This is a genomic window from Actinomycetes bacterium, from assembly GCA_036000965.1.
GTDB lineage: Bacteria > Actinomycetota > CALGFH01 > CALGFH01 > CALGFH01 > DASYUT01.
Map to the genome: position 1 here is coordinate 58056 of DASYUT010000124.1, position 16063 is coordinate 74118.

Annotated in this window: 12 protein-coding genes and 2 pseudogenes; 10 read left to right on the forward strand and 4 right to left on the reverse strand. The window is 72.3% G+C overall.

All coding sequences use genetic code 11. The features are described from left to right. The first annotated feature begins 247 nt into the window (after positions 1-247). The 3 genes and pseudogenes from nhaA to VG276_10500 all read left to right on the forward strand — a co-directional run bounded on the left by nhaA (position 248) and on the right by VG276_10500 (position 3806). Positions 248-1558, forward strand: coding sequence for a Na+/H+ antiporter NhaA (gene nhaA, locus VG276_10490; GenBank protein HEV8649809.1), 1311 nt, complete (start codon positions 248-250; stop codon positions 1556-1558). Between the two features lie 158 nt (positions 1559-1716). Continuing rightward, positions 1717-2775, forward strand: coding sequence for an APC family permease (locus VG276_10495; protein HEV8649810.1), 1059 nt, complete (start codon positions 1717-1719; stop codon positions 2773-2775). A 16-nt stretch (positions 2776-2791) separates the two neighbouring features. After that, positions 2792-3806 (forward strand): annotated as a pseudogene (locus VG276_10500) (acetamidase/formamidase family protein). Between the two features lie 221 nt (positions 3807-4027). On the opposite strand, the gene VG276_10505 reads toward VG276_10500, so the two are convergent. Together VG276_10505 and hrpA are read right to left on the reverse strand one after the other, a co-directional pair. Further along, positions 4028-4324, reverse strand: a complete 297-nt coding sequence (locus VG276_10505; GenBank protein HEV8649811.1) for a DUF6069 family protein — start codon at positions 4322-4324, stop codon at positions 4028-4030. A 28-nt stretch (positions 4325-4352) separates the two neighbouring features. Continuing rightward, complete coding sequence (hrpA, locus tag VG276_10510; GenBank protein HEV8649812.1) at positions 4353-8264, reverse strand: ATP-dependent RNA helicase HrpA; 3912 nt, start codon at positions 8262-8264, stop codon at positions 4353-4355. Between the two features lie 184 nt (positions 8265-8448). On the opposite strand from hrpA, the gene VG276_10515 reads away from it, so the two are divergent. Together VG276_10515 and VG276_10520 are read left to right on the forward strand one after the other, a co-directional pair. Beyond that, positions 8449-8850, forward strand: a complete 402-nt coding sequence (locus VG276_10515; GenBank protein HEV8649813.1) for a nitroreductase family deazaflavin-dependent oxidoreductase — start codon at positions 8449-8451, stop codon at positions 8848-8850. A 67-nt stretch (positions 8851-8917) separates the two neighbouring features. Continuing rightward, positions 8918-10309, forward strand: a complete 1392-nt coding sequence (locus VG276_10520) for an NAD(P)/FAD-dependent oxidoreductase (GenBank protein HEV8649814.1) — start codon at positions 8918-8920, stop codon at positions 10307-10309. Positions 10310-10314: 5 nt separating this feature from the next. On the opposite strand, the pseudogene VG276_10525 reads toward VG276_10520, so the two are convergent. Further along, a pseudogene (locus tag VG276_10525) lies at positions 10315-10535 on the reverse strand (glyoxalase). A gap of 84 nt (positions 10536-10619) precedes the next feature. Here VG276_10525 and VG276_10530 point away from each other — a divergent pair. Continuing rightward, positions 10620-11555: a sigma-70 family RNA polymerase sigma factor gene (locus tag VG276_10530; GenBank protein HEV8649815.1), complete on the forward strand. Its 936-nt coding sequence runs from the start codon at positions 10620-10622 to the stop codon at positions 11553-11555. Between the two features lie 28 nt (positions 11556-11583). On the opposite strand, the gene VG276_10535 is transcribed toward VG276_10530, so the two are convergent. Then, positions 11584-12069: a hypothetical protein gene (locus VG276_10535; protein HEV8649816.1), complete on the reverse strand. Its 486-nt coding sequence runs from the start codon at positions 12067-12069 to the stop codon at positions 11584-11586. 273 nt (positions 12070-12342) lie between these two features. Between VG276_10535 and VG276_10540 the strand changes: the two genes are divergently transcribed. The 4 genes from VG276_10540 (at position 12343) to VG276_10555 (ending at position 16049) form a co-directional block, all read left to right on the forward strand. After that, positions 12343-13107: an ABC transporter ATP-binding protein gene (locus VG276_10540; protein HEV8649817.1), complete on the forward strand. Its 765-nt coding sequence runs from the start codon at positions 12343-12345 to the stop codon at positions 13105-13107. 144 nt (positions 13108-13251) lie between these two features. Continuing rightward, on the forward strand, positions 13252-13965 hold the full coding sequence (locus VG276_10545; GenBank protein HEV8649818.1) for an ABC transporter ATP-binding protein: 714 nt from the start codon (positions 13252-13254) through the stop codon (positions 13963-13965). A 10-nt stretch (positions 13966-13975) separates the two neighbouring features. Further along, positions 13976-14857, forward strand: coding sequence for a branched-chain amino acid ABC transporter permease (locus tag VG276_10550; protein ID HEV8649819.1), 882 nt, complete (start codon positions 13976-13978; stop codon positions 14855-14857). Between the two features lie 118 nt (positions 14858-14975). Beyond that, complete coding sequence (locus VG276_10555) at positions 14976-16049, forward strand: branched-chain amino acid ABC transporter permease (protein ID HEV8649820.1); 1074 nt, start codon at positions 14976-14978, stop codon at positions 16047-16049. Positions 16050-16063 lie beyond the last annotated feature (14 nt).

Here is a 16063-nt window from a genome sequence, read left to right on the forward strand (position 1 = left end):
CCAGCCTCGCATGCTCGGCGCCTCCAGGAATCTGCGCCAGCCAGGCCAGGCCTGATCGCAGCAGAACGCCGCCCTTGCCGACCACGGGCCGGCACCAAGCACGTTCAGCGTCATGCGCGCGTACGGACTCTGGCCCGTGGGGCATGGCTGCTGGCGGAGCGGCCTCAGGATCACCTCTTCCTAGCTTCACGGGGGCAAGATGGATCCGGATGACGAGCGGAGCCTCTCGGCAGAGGAGAGGATCCGGGTGCCTTGGTCCGGCAGCGCCGGCCCGGTCCCACGCCTGGTCCTCCGACCCCTGCAGGCCTTCCTGCACACCGAGGAGGCCGGCGGCATCCTGCTGCTCGTGGCGGCCGTCACCGCCCTGATCTGGGCGAACTCCCCGTGGCGTGGCTCCTACGACGCCTTCTGGCACACCGAGCTCACCCTCCGACTTGGCGGCTGGTCGTTGTCGGAGGACCTGCGGCACTGGGTCAACGACGCGCTCATGACCCTGTTCTTCCTGGTGGTCGGCCTGGAGATCAAGCGGGAGCTACGCACAGGTGAGCTTCGCGAGCCCAGGGCGGCGGTCCTGCCCGCCATCGCCGCGCTGGGTGGCATGGTCGTCCCCGCCCTGCTGTACCTCGCCATCAACCCAAGCGGTGAGGCGGCACGCGGCTGGGGCATCCCGATGGCCACCGACATCGCCTTCGCCCTCGGCGTGCTGGCGATCGTCGGTCGGGGGCTGCCGGCGGCGCTCAGGTCGTACCTGCTCGCCCTGGCCATCGTCGACGACATCGGCGCGATCCTCGTCATCGCCGTCTTCTACGCCGGGACCATCGCGGTCGGAGCGCTGCTGGCGGCCGGCGGTCTGCTCGCGCTGATCCTCGTCCTCCAGCTGCTGCACGTGCGCTGGGCGGTGGTGTACGTGGCGCTCGGCGTGGGCGTGTGGCTGGCCACGCTCGAGTCGGGCATCCACGCGACCATCGCCGGAGTCGCGCTGGGCCTGGCGACGCCCGCGGTCGCCTTCCAGCGTCCGAAGGCGGTGAGCCTGGAGGCGCATCGGGTCGCCGATCAGACGGTGGACCACCCCGTCCCGCCCGACGCCGACGCCCACCACTGGCTCCACCTGGCACGCCTGTCGCGCGAGGCGGTCTCCCCCCTGGCACGGCTGGAGCAGCTGCTCCACCCGTGGACCAGCTACGCCGTCATCCCCGTCTTCGCCCTGGCCAACGCCGGCGTCGCCATCGGCGGGTCGAGCCTGGCCGATGCCGTCACCAGCGGCGTCACCCTGGGGATCGTGGCGGGCCTGGTCGTCGGGAAGACAGTCGGCGTCACCGTCTTCACCTGGATGGCGACCAGGATCGGGATCACCCTGCTCCCGGAGGGCGTCCGCTGGAGCCAGCTGATCGGGGTCGCCGCGCTCGCCGGGATCGGGTTCACGGTCTCGCTGTTCATCACCGGTCTCGCGTTCCAGACCGAGTCGGGCCAGGAGGCGGCCAAGGTCGGTATTCTCGCGGCATCGCTGCTGGCAGGCCTGCTCGGCGCGCTGCTCCTCGCTCGTACCCAGCGCCGATAGCAGTCGAGGCGGGGTAATCCCGCATGCTCACGGCGGATCGCTCAGGGGCTATGCCTTCGTCGAGCCGCTGGTCGCGCCCCTGCTGTTCCTGATCTTCGGGAACGTGGTCGCCAGCACCCTCAACCAGGAGCTCGGCTGGAGCTACGACACCTGCGTGGGTGGTGGCGGCCCTTGCCGCCGCCGTGGTGGTGTTCGTCCTCGGGTACTTCGGGATCCGCCTGAGCACCGGCGCGGGCACGGTCCTCGGCCTGTTCGAGATCCTGGTGTTCGCGGCCCTCGCCGTCACCCTGATCGTCAAGGCGGGCGACGCCAACACCCTGCGGGTGTTCGGCACCGACTTCGCCAACGCCGAGGGCTTCGAGGGCCTGTCGGGCGTGATCGCCGGCTCGGTCTACACCATCCTGGCCTTCATCGGCTTCGAGGCCGCGGCACCGCTGGCCGAGGAGGCCAAGGACCCGCAGCGCACCATCCGGCTCGCCGTCGTCTACTCGTGCCTGTCGATCGGGCTGTTCTACGTCCTCACCACCTATGCGGCCACGGTGTTCTTCGGCCCGGAGAAGTTCGCCGGGTTTCCCAAGGCAGGCAGCGGCAACCCATGGGACTTCCTGGCCCGCAGCGCCTGGGGCGCCGGCTGGGTGCTGGTGTTCCTGGCCATCGCCAACTCGGCCATCGCCAACGCCAACGCGGCTACCCGCACCTGGTTCGCCATGGGCCGGATCCGGCTGCTGCCGCGGCCCCTCGAGCACGTCAACCCGCACTGGCGGTCCCCCGACGTCGCCGTCGTCGTCCAGTTCGTGGTCGGGGTGGGCGTGGCCCTGTGGCTGGGGTTGCAGTACGACCCGCTGACCGCCTTCGCGATCGTCGGCACGATCGTCACCGCGGTGATCATCGCCATCTACATGGTGGTGAACCTGGCGTGCCTGGTCTTCTACCTGCGCGAGCGGCGGGCCGAGTTCAACCCCCTGCTCCACGGCCTGGTCCCGGTCCTCGGCATCGCCGCCTTCCTGCCCGCCTTCCTGACCGCGGTGGGAATCGAGGCGTTCGACTTCGTCAGCGCCCTGCCGTACCCGATCAGCCTGGTCGGGCCCGTGGTCGGCGTCTGGTACGCGATCGGCCTCGTCTACCTGGTGGTGCTCGTCACCAGGCGGCCGGAGCGGCTGCGCGAGACCGGCAGGGTGTTCGTCGAGGAGCCCGCCGCCGCGACCACGCCCGTGTGAGTGCGAAGGAGGCCGCATGGAGGTGCTCACCTACCGGCCGGAGCCGGCCGAGTTCGCCTGGACGTTCGGCGGCGTGCCGCCGGTCCGCAGGGTCAGGCCCGGCACCGTCCTGGAGCTGTGGACCGAGGACTGCTTTGCCGGCCGGGTGCGGGGCCCCGACGACCTCGTCTCCCGGGTGGTCGAGTTCCCCTTCGTGAACCCGCAGACCGGGCCCTTCTACGTGGAGGGGGCCGAGCCCGGGGACACGCTCGCCCTCCACTTCGTGTCCATCGAGCCGTCCAGGGACTGGGCCGCCTCCACCACCGTGCCGCTGTTCGGGGCGCTGACCGGCACCCACGCCACCGCCCTGCTCGCCGAGCCGCTGCCCGAGGTGGTCTGGATCTACGAGGTGGACCCGCAAGCGGCGCACGGTCACCTTCCGGGCCCGGCGCGGCGACCTCGCCGTCGAGCTGCCGCTCGACCCGATGCACGGGACGGTCGGGGTCGCCCCGGCCTCCTTCGAGGCCCGCTCGTCGCTGGTGCCCGACGCCCACGGCGGCAACATGGACACGCCCGAGATGCGGGCCGGCACGACCTGCTACCTGGGCGTGAACGTGGAGGGGGCGCTGTTCTCGATCGGCGACGGCCACTGCCGGCAGGGCGAGGGCGAGAGCTGTGGGGTGGCGGTCGAGGCGGCCATGGACACGGTGGTCGCCGTCGACCTGGTCAAGGGGGCGGCCACGCCCTGGCCCCGGCTGGAGAGCGACAGCCACCTGATGAGCACGGGGTCGGCCCGTCCCCTGGAGGACGCCTTCCGGATCTCCCAGGTCGATCTCGTGCAGTGGCTCGGCCAGGCCTGGGGCCTGGACCAGCTCGACGCCTACCAGCTCATCACCCAGGCCGTGGAGGCGCCGGTGGCCAACGTGGTCGACCCCAACTACACGTTCGTGTCCAAGCTCCGCAAGGACCTGCTGCCGGTCCGGGAGGTCTACGGCGGTGCCCACCGGCGCCTGCGCGAGCTGGGCCGGGCCTACCTGGCCGAGCGGCGCTGACACGTCGGCCCAGTCGTTGACCGTCGGCCCTGGTGGTCCGTCTCCATGATCATTCGCCGTTCCACAGGGGCCTGAGCAGGGAGAACGGTCAGCGGCGGCGGGCGAGCCAGTCCTCGAGCCAGAAGCTCAGCGCGAGGATGCCGAACATGCAGGCGGGGACGAGCGCGACCGTGGCGATGATGAGTGCTGACATGGCGGGAAGCCTTCAAGGATCATCCGGCTTACGGTCGGTCCTCCCTGCCCACGCGGACGGCGCTCGCCGCGACCCCGGAGACCAGCGACCCGATCGCGGCGCCGATGGCGAGGTAGATCGCCGCGGTGGCGATCTTCGTGCCGGTGCGGGCACCGGTCGTGAAGGGCAGGAGCACTGCGGCGAGCGTCGCCAGCGACATGATCCAGGTGAAGAACTGCCACGGACGGGGGATGAAGAGCAGCAGCAGGTGCATCAGTCCCGTTGCGACCAGGGCGGCGCCAGCTGCCACCCCGGCCAGCCTGGCCGTGTTCGCATTGCCAAGCATGCCCTCCTCTGGCAGGCGGGCGAGCGGGTCAGCGGCTCGACTCCATCGCCCGGCGGATCCGCTTGTCGGACACCGGGTACGGGGTCCCCAGCGTCTGGGCGAAGTAGCTCACCCGCAGCTCTTCGAGCATCCAGCGGATGTGCTGCAGCGGCTCCCCGGCAGGCCTGTCGATCGGCAGCTCGTCCAGCAGCCGCTCGTAGGCCTGCTGCAGCTGCCGGACGCGCAGCATCTGCTCCCGGTCGCGGTGGGGGTCGTGCGGCAGCTTCTCGAGACGGTGGCCGGCGGCGCGCAGGTAGCGCAGCACGTCCGGCAGCCGCCGGCGTCCGGTTGCGGTCACGAAGCCCGGGTAGACCAGCTCCGACAGCTGCGCCCTGACATCGGCCAGGGCCGGCGTCAGCGCGGGGCTGGCCGTGCCCTTCAGCCGCTCGTCGACGTCGTCGGCGACGGCGAGGATGCGCTCGACGTCGGTGACGACGTCGAGGGTGGTGTCGGCCAACTCGGCGCGGACCTTGTCGTGCAGCGTGGCGAACCCGTCCTCGTCCCAGGCCGGCCCGCCGCACTCGGCCGTCAACGCGTCGACGGCGCAGCTGACGCAGTCATCGAACAGCTCCGCCGGGCTCCCGTGCGGGTACTGGCTGAGGGTCAGCTTGGCCCTGCCGGACAGGCGTCCCAGGACGAACCTGACCGGGGAGGGGACCTGCAACAGCAGCAGGCGGCGCGTGCCCTGCCACATGGCGCGCTGCTGCTCGGCCTCGCTCTCGAGCATGCGGACGGCGACGCTGCCTCCCTCGTCCACCAGCGCCGGGTAGGCCCGCACCACCCGGCCGCCGCGCCGCTGCTCGACCGACCGCGGCAGCCTGCCAAGGCTCCAGGTGCGCAGCCCCTGCTGTTCGATGCCGTCCACGGCCACGGCGAGCGCGGCCCGGAGCTTCTCCCTCAGCCGCAGCTTCAATCCCTCCAGGTCCTTGCCTTCGGCAAGGGTGCGGTGCCGCTCGTCCACCACCCGGAACGTGACCTTCAGGTGATCCGGCACCCGGTCCAGCTGCCAGCTGCCCGGCGGCACGGCCACGCCGCTCATGCGTTCGAGCTCGCGCGCCAGCACGTCCAGCAGGGGTCCTTCCCGCGGCGCCACCCGCTGAAGGACCGCCCTGGCGTAGTCGGGCGCCGGCACGAAGTTGCGGCGCACCGGCTTGGGGAGCGACCTGATCAGGGCGGTCAGCAGCTCCTCGCGCAGGCCCGGGACCTGCCAGTCGAAGCCGTCGCCGGTCACCTGGTTCAGGACCGGCAGGGGGACGTGCACGGTCACCCCGTCGGCGTCGGCACCCGGTTCGAACTGGTAGGAGAGCCGCAGCGCAAGGCCGCCCTGCTGCCAGGCGTCCGGGTAGTCGCGCTCGTCGACGCCGTCCGCCCCCTGCTTGATCAGCATCGACTTCTCGAAGCTGAGCAGGTCCGGCTGGGTCGCGCGGGCCTTCTTCCACCAGCTGTCGAAGTGGCGGGCGGAGACCACGTCCCGGCCGACGCGCCGGTCGTAGAAGTCGAACAACGTCTGGTCGTCGACCAGGATGTCGCGCCGGCGCGCCCGGTGCTCCAGCTCCTCGACCTCCTCCAGCAGCTCGCGGTTCTCGTGGAAGAAGCGGTGCTGGGTCTGCCAGTCACCCTCGACCAGGGCATGGCGGATGAACAGCTCCCGCGACAGCGCCGGGTCGACCCGGCCGTAGCTCACCCGCCGCGCCGCCACGATCGGCACCCCGTACAGCGTCACCTTCTCGTCGGCCATCACCGCGCCCCGGGTTTTCTCCCAGCGCGGCTCGCTGTAGCTCCGCTTGACCAGGTGCCCGGCGAGCGCCTCGACCCACTCCGGTTCGATGCGCGCGACGGTGCGCCCCCACAGCCGGGACGTCTCCACCAGCTCGGCCGCCATCACCCACCGGGGCTGGGTCCTCTTGAACAGCGCCGAGCCCGGGGAGATGGCGAACCGGGCGCCGCGCGCTCCCTGGTATTCCTGCTTCTCGCCGTCCTTGAGGCCGATGTGGGACAGCAGGCCGGCCAGGAGCGACAGGTGGATCGCCTGCCGGTCGCCGGGCGTGCTGTTCAGCGACAGCCCGAGGGCCTTGGCCACCTGCCGGAGCTGCCCGTAGAGGTCCTGCCACTCGCGCACCCGCAGGTAGTGCAGGAACTCCGCCTTGCACAGCTTGCGGAACTGGCTGGACGACAGTTCCTTCTGCTGCTCGCGCAGATACTGCCACAGGTTGAGGTAGGCCAGGAGGTCGGAGTCCTTGTCGGCGAAGCGGCCGTGCTTCTCGGCGGCCGCCTGCTGCCTGTCCGCGGGTCGCTCGCGCGGGTCCTGGATGGACAGCGCGGCGACGACGACCATGACCTCCCGGACACAGCCGTTCCGGTCGGCCTCCACCACCATGCGCGCCAGTCGCGGGTCGACCGGCAGCTGCGCCAGCTTGCGGCCCAGCGGCGTCAGGCGCCTGCCAGCGTCCTTCTCGGCCGGGTCGAGCGCGCCCAGCTCGTGCAGCAGCTGGACGCCGTCCTTGACGCTGCGCCGGTCGGGCGCGTCGATGAACGGGAAGGCGGCGATGTCGCCCAGTCCGAGCGCGGTCATCTGCAGGATGACCGAGGCGAGGTTGGTGCGCAGGACCTCCGGGTCGGTGAACTCGGGGCGTGACACGAAGTCCTGCTCGGCGTACAGGCGGATGCAGACCCCATCCGACGTGCGCCCGCAGCGTCCCTTGCGCTGGTTCGCCGACGCCTGCGAGATCGGCTCGATCGGCAGGCGCTGCACCTTGGTCCGGTGGCTGTAGCGGGAGATGCGTGCGGTCCCCGGGTCGATCACGTACCTGATGCCCGGGACCGTCAACGAGGTCTCCGCGACGTTGGTGGCCAGCACGATCCGGCGCCCGGCGTGCGGCTGGAACACCCGGTGCTGTTCGGCCGCTGACAGCCGCGCGTACAGCGGCAGGATCTGGGTGTCGGGGAGGTGCTGCTGCCTGAGCGCGTCGGCGGTGTCGCGGATCTCCCGCTCGCCGCTCAGGAAGACCAGGACGTCCCCTGGCCCTTCGGCGCGCAGCTCGTCCACCGCGTCGCAGACCGCCTGGATCTGGTCGCGGTCGGTGTCGTCGGCGTCGTCGACGACGGGCCGGTAGCGGACCTCCACCGGGTAGGTCCGGCCGGAGACCTCGAGCACCGGCGCGTCGTCGAAGTGGCGGGAGAACCGCTCCGGGTCGATGGTCGCCGAGGTGATGATCACCTTGAGGTCTGGCCGGCGGGGGAGCAGCCGCTTGAGGTAGCCGAGGATGAAGTCGACGTTGAGGCTGCGCTCGTGTGCCTCGTCGACGATCAGCGTGTCGTACTGCCACAGCAGGCGGTCCTGCTGGATCTCGGCGAGCAGGATGCCGTCGGTCATCAGCTTGACCATCGTGCCGTCGCCGACCTGGTCGGTGAACCGCACCTTGTAGCCGACGCTGCCGACGGCGCCGTAGCCGACCGCGCCGTCCAGCGGCGTCCCCAGCTCCTCGGCGATGCGCTCGGCCACCGTCCGGGCCGCCAGCCGACGCGGCTGGGTGTGCCCGATCAGCCCCTGCACGCCCCGTCCGAGCTCCAGGCAGATCTTCGGCAGCTGGGTGGTCTTGCCGGAGCCAGTCTCGCCGGCGACGATCACGACCTGATGGTCGCGCACCGCGGCCAGGATCTCGTCCTTCTTCTGGCTGACCGGCAGAGCTTCGGGATACCCGACCGTGGGCACGCGCGCGCGTCGCCGCGCGACGCGTAGCTCGGCCGCGTCGACGTCGGCGGCGATCGTGCTGGTGCTGGCCAGCCGGGCCTCGGGGTCCCGGAGCTTGCGGGCGACGTCGATCCGGCGTTGCAGGCGGCGCTGGTCGCGCAGCATCAGGGCGGGCAGGCGTGCCTGCAGGTCGGCGAGTGGCGATGTCACGAGCGGCGTTCTCAGATGGTGGCAGGAGTCGGCATAGGGTCGAACGGCTCGACCCCGCGGTTCAAGCGCGTTTCAGCCGGTGGATATTCCGGGCCAAGGTGTGCGCCGCGTGTGTCGCCGTGTGTCAAGGTACAGCTCACGGTGCATCCTTCAACCGTCCATCCAGCGATGCCGAGGGGGTTCCATGCTCTTCGGGCAAGAACACGTCCGCCGCTACCGCGAGACCGACGGTGACGTCGGCTACCTCTGGAACGGCGTCCCGACGTTGATCCTGACCACTACCGGCCGCCGCAGCGGCAAGCCGTTCTCGACGCCGCTCATCCTCGGTCGGGACGGCGACGACTACGTGGTCGTGGCCTCCAAGGGCGGCGCTCCACGCCATCCCGACTGGTACCGCAACCTCGTCGACCATCCTGAGGTCGACGTGCAGGTGAAAGGCGACCGGTTCCGCGCCCGCGCCCGCACGGCCGGCCCGGAGGAGCGGTCGCGCCTGTGGAAGCTGATGACCGACATCTGGCCCGCCTACGACCAGTACCAGCAGAAGACCGACCGGCAGATTCCGGTGGTCGTCCTCGAGCGCGTCTGACGCGCTGGGTGGACCTGGTTTCGCCGCATCCACCGGCTCGCGGCCGCCCCGACCAAGGAAGGACGCCATGGCAGAGGAGTTCGACGTCATCGTGATCGGCGCCGGACCGGCGGGCGAGAACGCCGCCGGGCGGTGCAGCGAGGGGGGGCTGAGCACGGCGCTGGTCGAGGCCGAGCTGGTCGGCGGCGAGTGCTCCTACTGGGCCTGCATGCCCTCCAAGGCCTTGCTGCGCCCGGGAGAGGTGCTGGCCGCCGCCCGGCGCGTGCCCGGCGCCCGCGAGGCGGTCACCGGCGAGCTGGACGTGGACGCCGCCCTGGCCCGGCGCGACCGGATCGTCCACCACTACGACGACGAGGACCAGGTCAAGTGGGTCGAGGAGGTCGGCGCCGAGCTCGTCCGGGGCCACGGCCGCCTGGCCGGGGAGCGGGTCGTCCACGCCGAAGGGAAGGACGGGACCCGGCGTCTCACCGCCCGCCGCGCCGTGGTGGTCGCCACCGGGTCGGCCGCGAGCATCCCCCCGATCCCTGGGCTGCGCGACATGCGGGTCTGGGACAGCCGGGCCGCGACCGCGGCCAAGCAGGTGCCGCGGCGGCTGCTGGTGCTCGGCGACGGGGTCGTGGCCGTCGAGCTGGGCCAGGCCTGGAAGCGCCTGGGCGCCGAGGCGGTCACCATCGTCTCCCGCGAGGGCAGGCTGCTGTCCAGGGAGGAGCCGTTCGCCGGCGTCGAGCTGCGGCAGGTGTTCGAGGCCGAGGGGATCGAGGTGCGCTGCGGCACCACCGTGGCCGCCTGCCGCCGTGCGGGCAAGGACGGCCCGGTCACGCTCACGCTCGACGACGGCTCGGCGCTGCACGGCGACGAGCTGCTGGTCGCGGCCGGGCGGCGGCCCCGCACCGGCGACCTCGGCCTGGACACCGTCGGCCTCGAGCCCGGCGGGTTCGTCGACGTCGACGACCAGCTCCGGGCCAGCGGCGTGCCCGGTGGCTGGCTCTACGCGATCGGTGACGCCAACGGCCGCGCGCTCCTCACCCACCAGGGGAAGTACCAGGCGCGCCTGTGCGCCGACCACATCCTGGGCAAGCACGTCGAGGCGTTCGCCGACCACCGGGCCGTGCCGCGGGTCATGTTCACCGACCCGCAGGTCGCCGCCGTCGGGCTGACCGAGCAGCAGGCCCGCGACCAGGGGATCAAGGTCAAGGTGGTGACCTACCCGACCGGGAACGTGGCCGGCTCGGCCGTGGCCGGCCAGCGGCCCGCCGGCACGAGCCAGCTCGTCGTCGACGAGGATCGCAAGGTGGTCGTGGGCGCCACGTTCACCGGCTACAGCATCGCGGAACTGCTGCACTCGGCGACGGTCGCGGTCGTCGGCGAGGTGCCGCTGGAGCGGCTGTGGCATGCGGTGCCGTCGTTCCCGACGGTGAGCGAGGTCTGGCTGCGCCTGCTCGAGTCGTACGGCCTGTGACCCTTGAGACTCTCCTTGATGTCGTCAACGTGCCAGTAGCCGACAGGCCCCGTCATGCCCTTGCGGTGGCCATCGGGATCCAGACCGACGTTCTGGTCTGCGACATCGAACTGGACGTAGTACGCCTGGTCCATGGAGGGCGCTACACCCAGGAGCTTGCCGTACAGCGTCTCGCTTGAGCCAGGTCCTTGACAGGACAGATGACCGTCCGGAGACCTGACGTCATGAAGAGCTCCCCACACTCGTTGTGGTACACCGGCTGGGTCTGGTCCGTCACTGCGATGACGGATGGCGACAGAAGAAGGTAACGGTGGACGAGCACGACTGGCTGGCGGAGCGGTTCGAGGCGCACCGGACCCACCTGCGGGCGGTGGCCTACCGGATGCTCGGCTCGGCGAGCGACGCCGACGACGCCGTGCAGGAGGCCTGGCTGCGGCTCGGCCGCGCCGACACCAGCGGCGTCGCCAACCTCGGCGGCTGGCTGACCACGGTGGTCGCGCGGGTGTGCCTGGACGTGCTGCGCGCGCGCACGTCGCGGCGCGAGGAGCCGCTGGGCGTGCACCTGCCCGACCCGGTCGTGCGCCGCCAGGACGGGACCGACCCCGAGCAGCAGGCGCTGCTGGCCGAGGGGGTCGGGCTGGCGCTGCTGGTGGTCCTGGACACGCTGGCGCCGGCCGAGCGGCTGGCGTTCGTGCTGCACGACACCTTCGCCGTGCCCTTCGACGAGATCGCCGCCATCCTGGGGCGCTCCCCGAACGCGGCCAGGATGCTCGCCAGCCGGGCACGCCGCCGGGTCCAGGGCGCTGCCACCGTCCCCGACGCCGATCGCGCCCGCCAGCGGGCGGTGGTCGACGCCTTCCTGGCTGCCGCGCGCGGCGGCGACTTCGACGCGCTGGTCGCGCTGCTCGACCCCGACGTGGTGGTCCGAGCCGACCGCGCGGCCGTGGCTGCGGGCGCGTCGAGGGGGGTCCGCGGTGCGGCGGCCGTGGCCGAGCAGTTCTCGGGGCGTGCCCGGTTCGCACGACCGGCGCTGGTGAACGGAGCCGTGGGAGCCGTGTGGGCGCCGGGCGGACGGCCGCGTGTGGTCTTCGGCTTCACGGTCACGCACGGGAAGATCGCCGAAATCGACATCCTCGATCCTCGCGCGCCTGCGCCAGCTCGACCTGGCGGTCCTCGACGACTGACGCGCCAAGCCGGCTACGGACCTGAGGTGCCGCAAACGGGCGAGAGGCGGATGGATGAGTAAGGCGTGGAACAGGCCGCCAGGCAGGCGGTCAGAGCGTCGTCCAGTCGGTCACCACGCTGGTGCCTTCGGCGGTCCGGCAGTGCAGGCGGAACGGACCCGACGGGATCGGACGGACCACGAAGAAGCCGACCTCGTCGACGGTCAGCGCCGTGCTGCCGCCCTGCTGGACCACGACCTCGACCTGGCCGGGTTGCGCCGGCACGAACTGCCCGAGCAGCGCGTCGTCGGTGACCTCGACCTCGATCGTCAGCTCCGCGGACTGGAACGTCATAGTTCGGAGTGGGGCCCGCTCGGACCGGGTGGCCACCGTGGCGAGCTCGTCGTCGAGCACCGAGTCATGGGTGAGGGCGGCCAGCTCGGCGTCGATGTTGCGCCACGCCCACGCCGCCTTGCCCGCCTCGACGACCTCGCGAGGGGCACCGGGAGCCTCGCGAGAGGCACCGGGAGCGACCCGCAGCGCCCGGCCGAGCAGGGCGAGGAGCTCGTCGTCATCGCTCCACGGCTCGCCGGACATGTCCCTCACCTCCTGCCCTCATATGGTAGCGGAGGGTCGTGGACGAGCAGCCCCGGCCGCCTCTCATCCGGCGCGGCGCCGCGGCCGCGTCGGCGATGGCGGCGTCGGCCGGTTCGTCTGCATCGGCGCGGGCTGACGGACCGCCCGCAGCGTCGCGGCGGTCGCGGCGGTCGCCCCATCCCGATCGATGGGTTACGTTGCCGAACGCCTTTGAGCATACTTGGCGTTCCAGGCATCTGAGATAAATCAACCACAGCCCGAGAAGGGGCTGCAATGCCGTTGCTGCGGGTGGATCGGCTCACGGTCCGGTTCGGCGGCGTGACCGCCCTGGACGCGGTGTCGTTCGAGCTGGAGCCAGGGCAGGTGTGCGGCCTCATCGGCCCCAACGGCGCCGGCAAGACCACCCTGTTCAACTGCATCAGCAGACTGACCCGACCCCAGGGCGGGCGGGTCGAGCTCGACGGGCACGACCTGCTGGCGCTCGAGCCCCACCAGGTGGCCAGGCTCGGCATCGCCCGCACCTTCCAGCACCTCGGGCTGTTCGGCTCGCTCACCGTCCGCGAGAACGTGATGCTGGGCGGCCACCACGCCTGCCGGGCAGGGTTCGCCGCGACCGCGCTGCGCCTGCCCCCGGTCCGCCGCGAGGAGCGCGCCCTGCGCCGCCGCGCCGACGAGGTGCTCGAGCGCCTCGGCCTCGCCCACCTGGCCGGCCGCCCGGCGGCCGGGCTGCCCTACGGCACGCTCAAGCGCATCGAGCTGGCCCGCGCGCTCGGCGCCGCGCCCCGGCTGCTGCTGCTCGACGAGCCCGCCAGCGGCCTGACCCACGGCGAGGTCGACGAGCTGGCCGGGGTGATCGGCGCCGCCCGGGGGGACGGCGAACTCACCGTGCTGCTGGTCGAGCACCACATGGGCATGGTCATGCGCATGTCCGACAAGGTCGTGGTGCTCGACTTCGGCCGCAAGCTCGCCGAGGGGGCGCCTGGGGCGGTGCGCGAGGACCCCGCGGTGGTCCAGGCCTACCTCGGGGTGCCGGCGTGAGCCCGCCTCGGGGTGCCGGCGTGAGCCCGCCTCGGGGTGCCGGCATGAGCCCGGCGGGCGCACCAGGGGCCTCGCTCGTGAAGCGGAGGCGCCCGCGAGCCCGGCGGGCGCACCGGAGGCCTCGCTCGTGAGGATGGGGCGCCGGTGACGACCCTGCTCGAGGTCGAGGGCCTGCGTGCCAGCTACGGGCCGGTGCGGGCGCTGCACGGCGTCGACGTCGCCGTCGAGGAGGGCGGGGTGGTCGCGGTCCTCGGCCCCAACGGCGCCGGCAAGACCACCACCCTGCGGGCACTCACCGGCATGGTGCGGGCCACCGGCAGGATCACCTTCGACGGCCACCGCCTGGCAGGGCTGGCGACCGAGCGGATCGTGCGGCTGGGCGTGGCCCACGTGCCCGAGGGGCGCGGCACCTTCCCCGCCCTCACCGTCGACGAGAACCTGCGGCTCGGCGCCTACCTCCGCCGCGACGCCGTCGGGGTGCGGGCCGACCTCGACCGCTGGTACAGGGTGTTCCCCCGGCTCGCGGACCGACGCGGCCAGGCGGCTGGCAGCCTCTCCGGCGGCGAGCAGCGGATGCTCTCGATCGCCCGGGCGCTGATGCTGCGACCCCGGCTGCTGCTGCTCGACGAGCCGTCGCTGGGGCTGGCGCCGCTGGTCGTCCGCGAGCTGTTCGAGGTGCTCGGCCGGGTCAAGCGGGAGCAGCACACCACCATGCTGCTGGTCGAGCAGAACGCCAACCTCGCGCTCGAGCTGGCCGACCGCGCCTACGTGCTGGAGGCGGGCCGCATGGTGCTCGCCGGCCCGGCCAGCGAGGTCAAGACCGACGAGAAGGTGCGCCGGGCCTACCTCGGCTACTGAAGGAGCGGGCATGGGACAGTTCCTGCAGGTCGTGGTCGATGGGATCGCCGACGGGTCGGTCTACGGGGCGCTCGCGCTGGCGCTGGTGCTGATCTTCCGCTCGACCGGGATCGTGAACTTCGCCCAAGGCGAGATGGCGATGTTCTCCACCTTCATCGCCTGGGGGCTGCACGACAGCGGCCGGCCGCTGTGGCTGGCGCTGCTCGGCGCGTTCGTGCTGTCGTTCCTCGGCGGCATGGCGGTCGAGCGGGTGGTCATCCGCCCGGTCGAGGGCGGCCGCCCGCTCACCGTGGTGATCGTCACCCTCGGCCTGTTCATCGTGGTGAACGCCGCGGCCGGGTGGATCTGGGGGTTCACCAACCGCGGCTTCCCGCGGATCTTCCCCAGCGGCACCGTGGGGCTTGGCGGGGTGGCGCTGTCGATCGAGTCGCTCGGGATCATCGCGGTGCTGCTCGGCGTGGTCGGGCTCCTGTGGCTGCTGTTCCAGCGCACCAAGCTGGGCCTGGCCATGCGCGCGGCCGCCCAGAACCCCGACTCGAGCCGCCTGGTCGGCATCCGCGTGGGGCGGCTGCTGATGCTCGGCTGGGGGCTCGCCGCGCTGCTCGGCGCGCTGGCCGGAGTGCTGGTCGCACCCCGGCTGTTCCTCGACGTGAACCTGATGGGCGGCGTGCTCATCTACGCGTTCGCGGGCGCGGCCCTGGGCGGCTTCGACTCCCCGCTCGGGGCGGTCGTGGGGAGCTGGATCATCGGCGTGACCGAGACCCTGGCCGGCACCTATGTGAGCGCCATCGGCGCCGACCTGAAGGTGCTCGTGCCGCTCGCCATCATCTTCGTCGTGCTCCTGGTGCGCCCGTCCGGGCTGTTCGGCGTGCCTGAGGTGACGCGGGCATGAGCCCGGCGGGCGCACTGCGAGCCTTGCCTGGAAGAGGGGCGGCCCGGTCGGGCTCGGCGGGGAGCCGGCCGAGCCAGGTGGGCGCACGGCAAGCCCTGCCTCGAAGCAGGGGGCGCCGATGAGCCCGCTGACGGTCGAGGCGGGCAGCCGGCGCCACCGGGCGCTCCGCGCCGCCGCGCTGGCCGGGGCCGGGCTGGCCGCGGTGGGCCTGCCATTCAACTCCGACCCGGTGGTCAACGGCGAGCTGACCCTGGTGCTGGTCTACGCGGTCGCCGCGCTCGGCCTGAACCTGCTGGTCGGCTACTGCGGGCAGATCTCGCTCGGCCACGGCGCGTTCTTCGCCATCGGCGCGTACACCGCGGCCGTCCTGATCGCCAAGGCGCACCTGCCCCACCTGCTCACCGTGCCCGCCGCGGCGCTGGTCACCTTCGTGCTCGGCTTCGCCTTCGGCGTGCCCGCGCTGCGCCTGCGCGGCCTGTACCTGGCCCTGGTCACGCTGGCGATGTCGGTCGCGACCCCACCGCTGATCAAGCGCTTCGAGGGGCTCACCGGAGGGGTGCAGGGCCTCGCCGTGCCCCAGCCCACGGCGCCCGGCTGGCTGCCGCTCGACCCCGACCAGTACCTCTACCTGCTGGTGCTCGGGGTCGCCGCGGTGCTGTTCCTGCTCGCCGCCAACCTCACCCGGGGCGGGCTGGGCCGCGCGCTCGTGTCGATCCGCGACGACGAGCGTGCCGCCATCACCATGGGCGTGGACCGGGCCGGGGTGAAGACCCGCGCGTTCGCCTGCAGCGCGGCCTACGCCGGGGTGGCCGGGGCGCTGTTCACCTTCGCGCTCGGGTTCGTCGCGCCGGAGTCGTTCACCCCGCTGCTGTCGTTCAGCTTCCTCGCCGCGGCCGTGATCGGTGGGCTCGGCACCGTGGCCGGCGCCCTGCTCGGCGCGGTGTTCATCGAGCTCGTGCCCCAGTACGCGGGCAGCGTCGACCAGGCGCTCACCGGGATGCTCTACGGCGCGACCCTGATCGCGGTCATGTACCTGCTGCCGGGAGGCGCCGCCGGGCTGCTGGGGCGCCTGCGCCGGCGCCTGGTCGAGGTGGTCGAGACGCCGCCGCCCGGAGGGCGGCCCACCGGCGAGACGGCCATGGAGGCCGGCACCGTCTCGTCCTCGCAAGGTGGTGGCCTGCCGGCCGTGTAGGCCCTGTAAGGAGG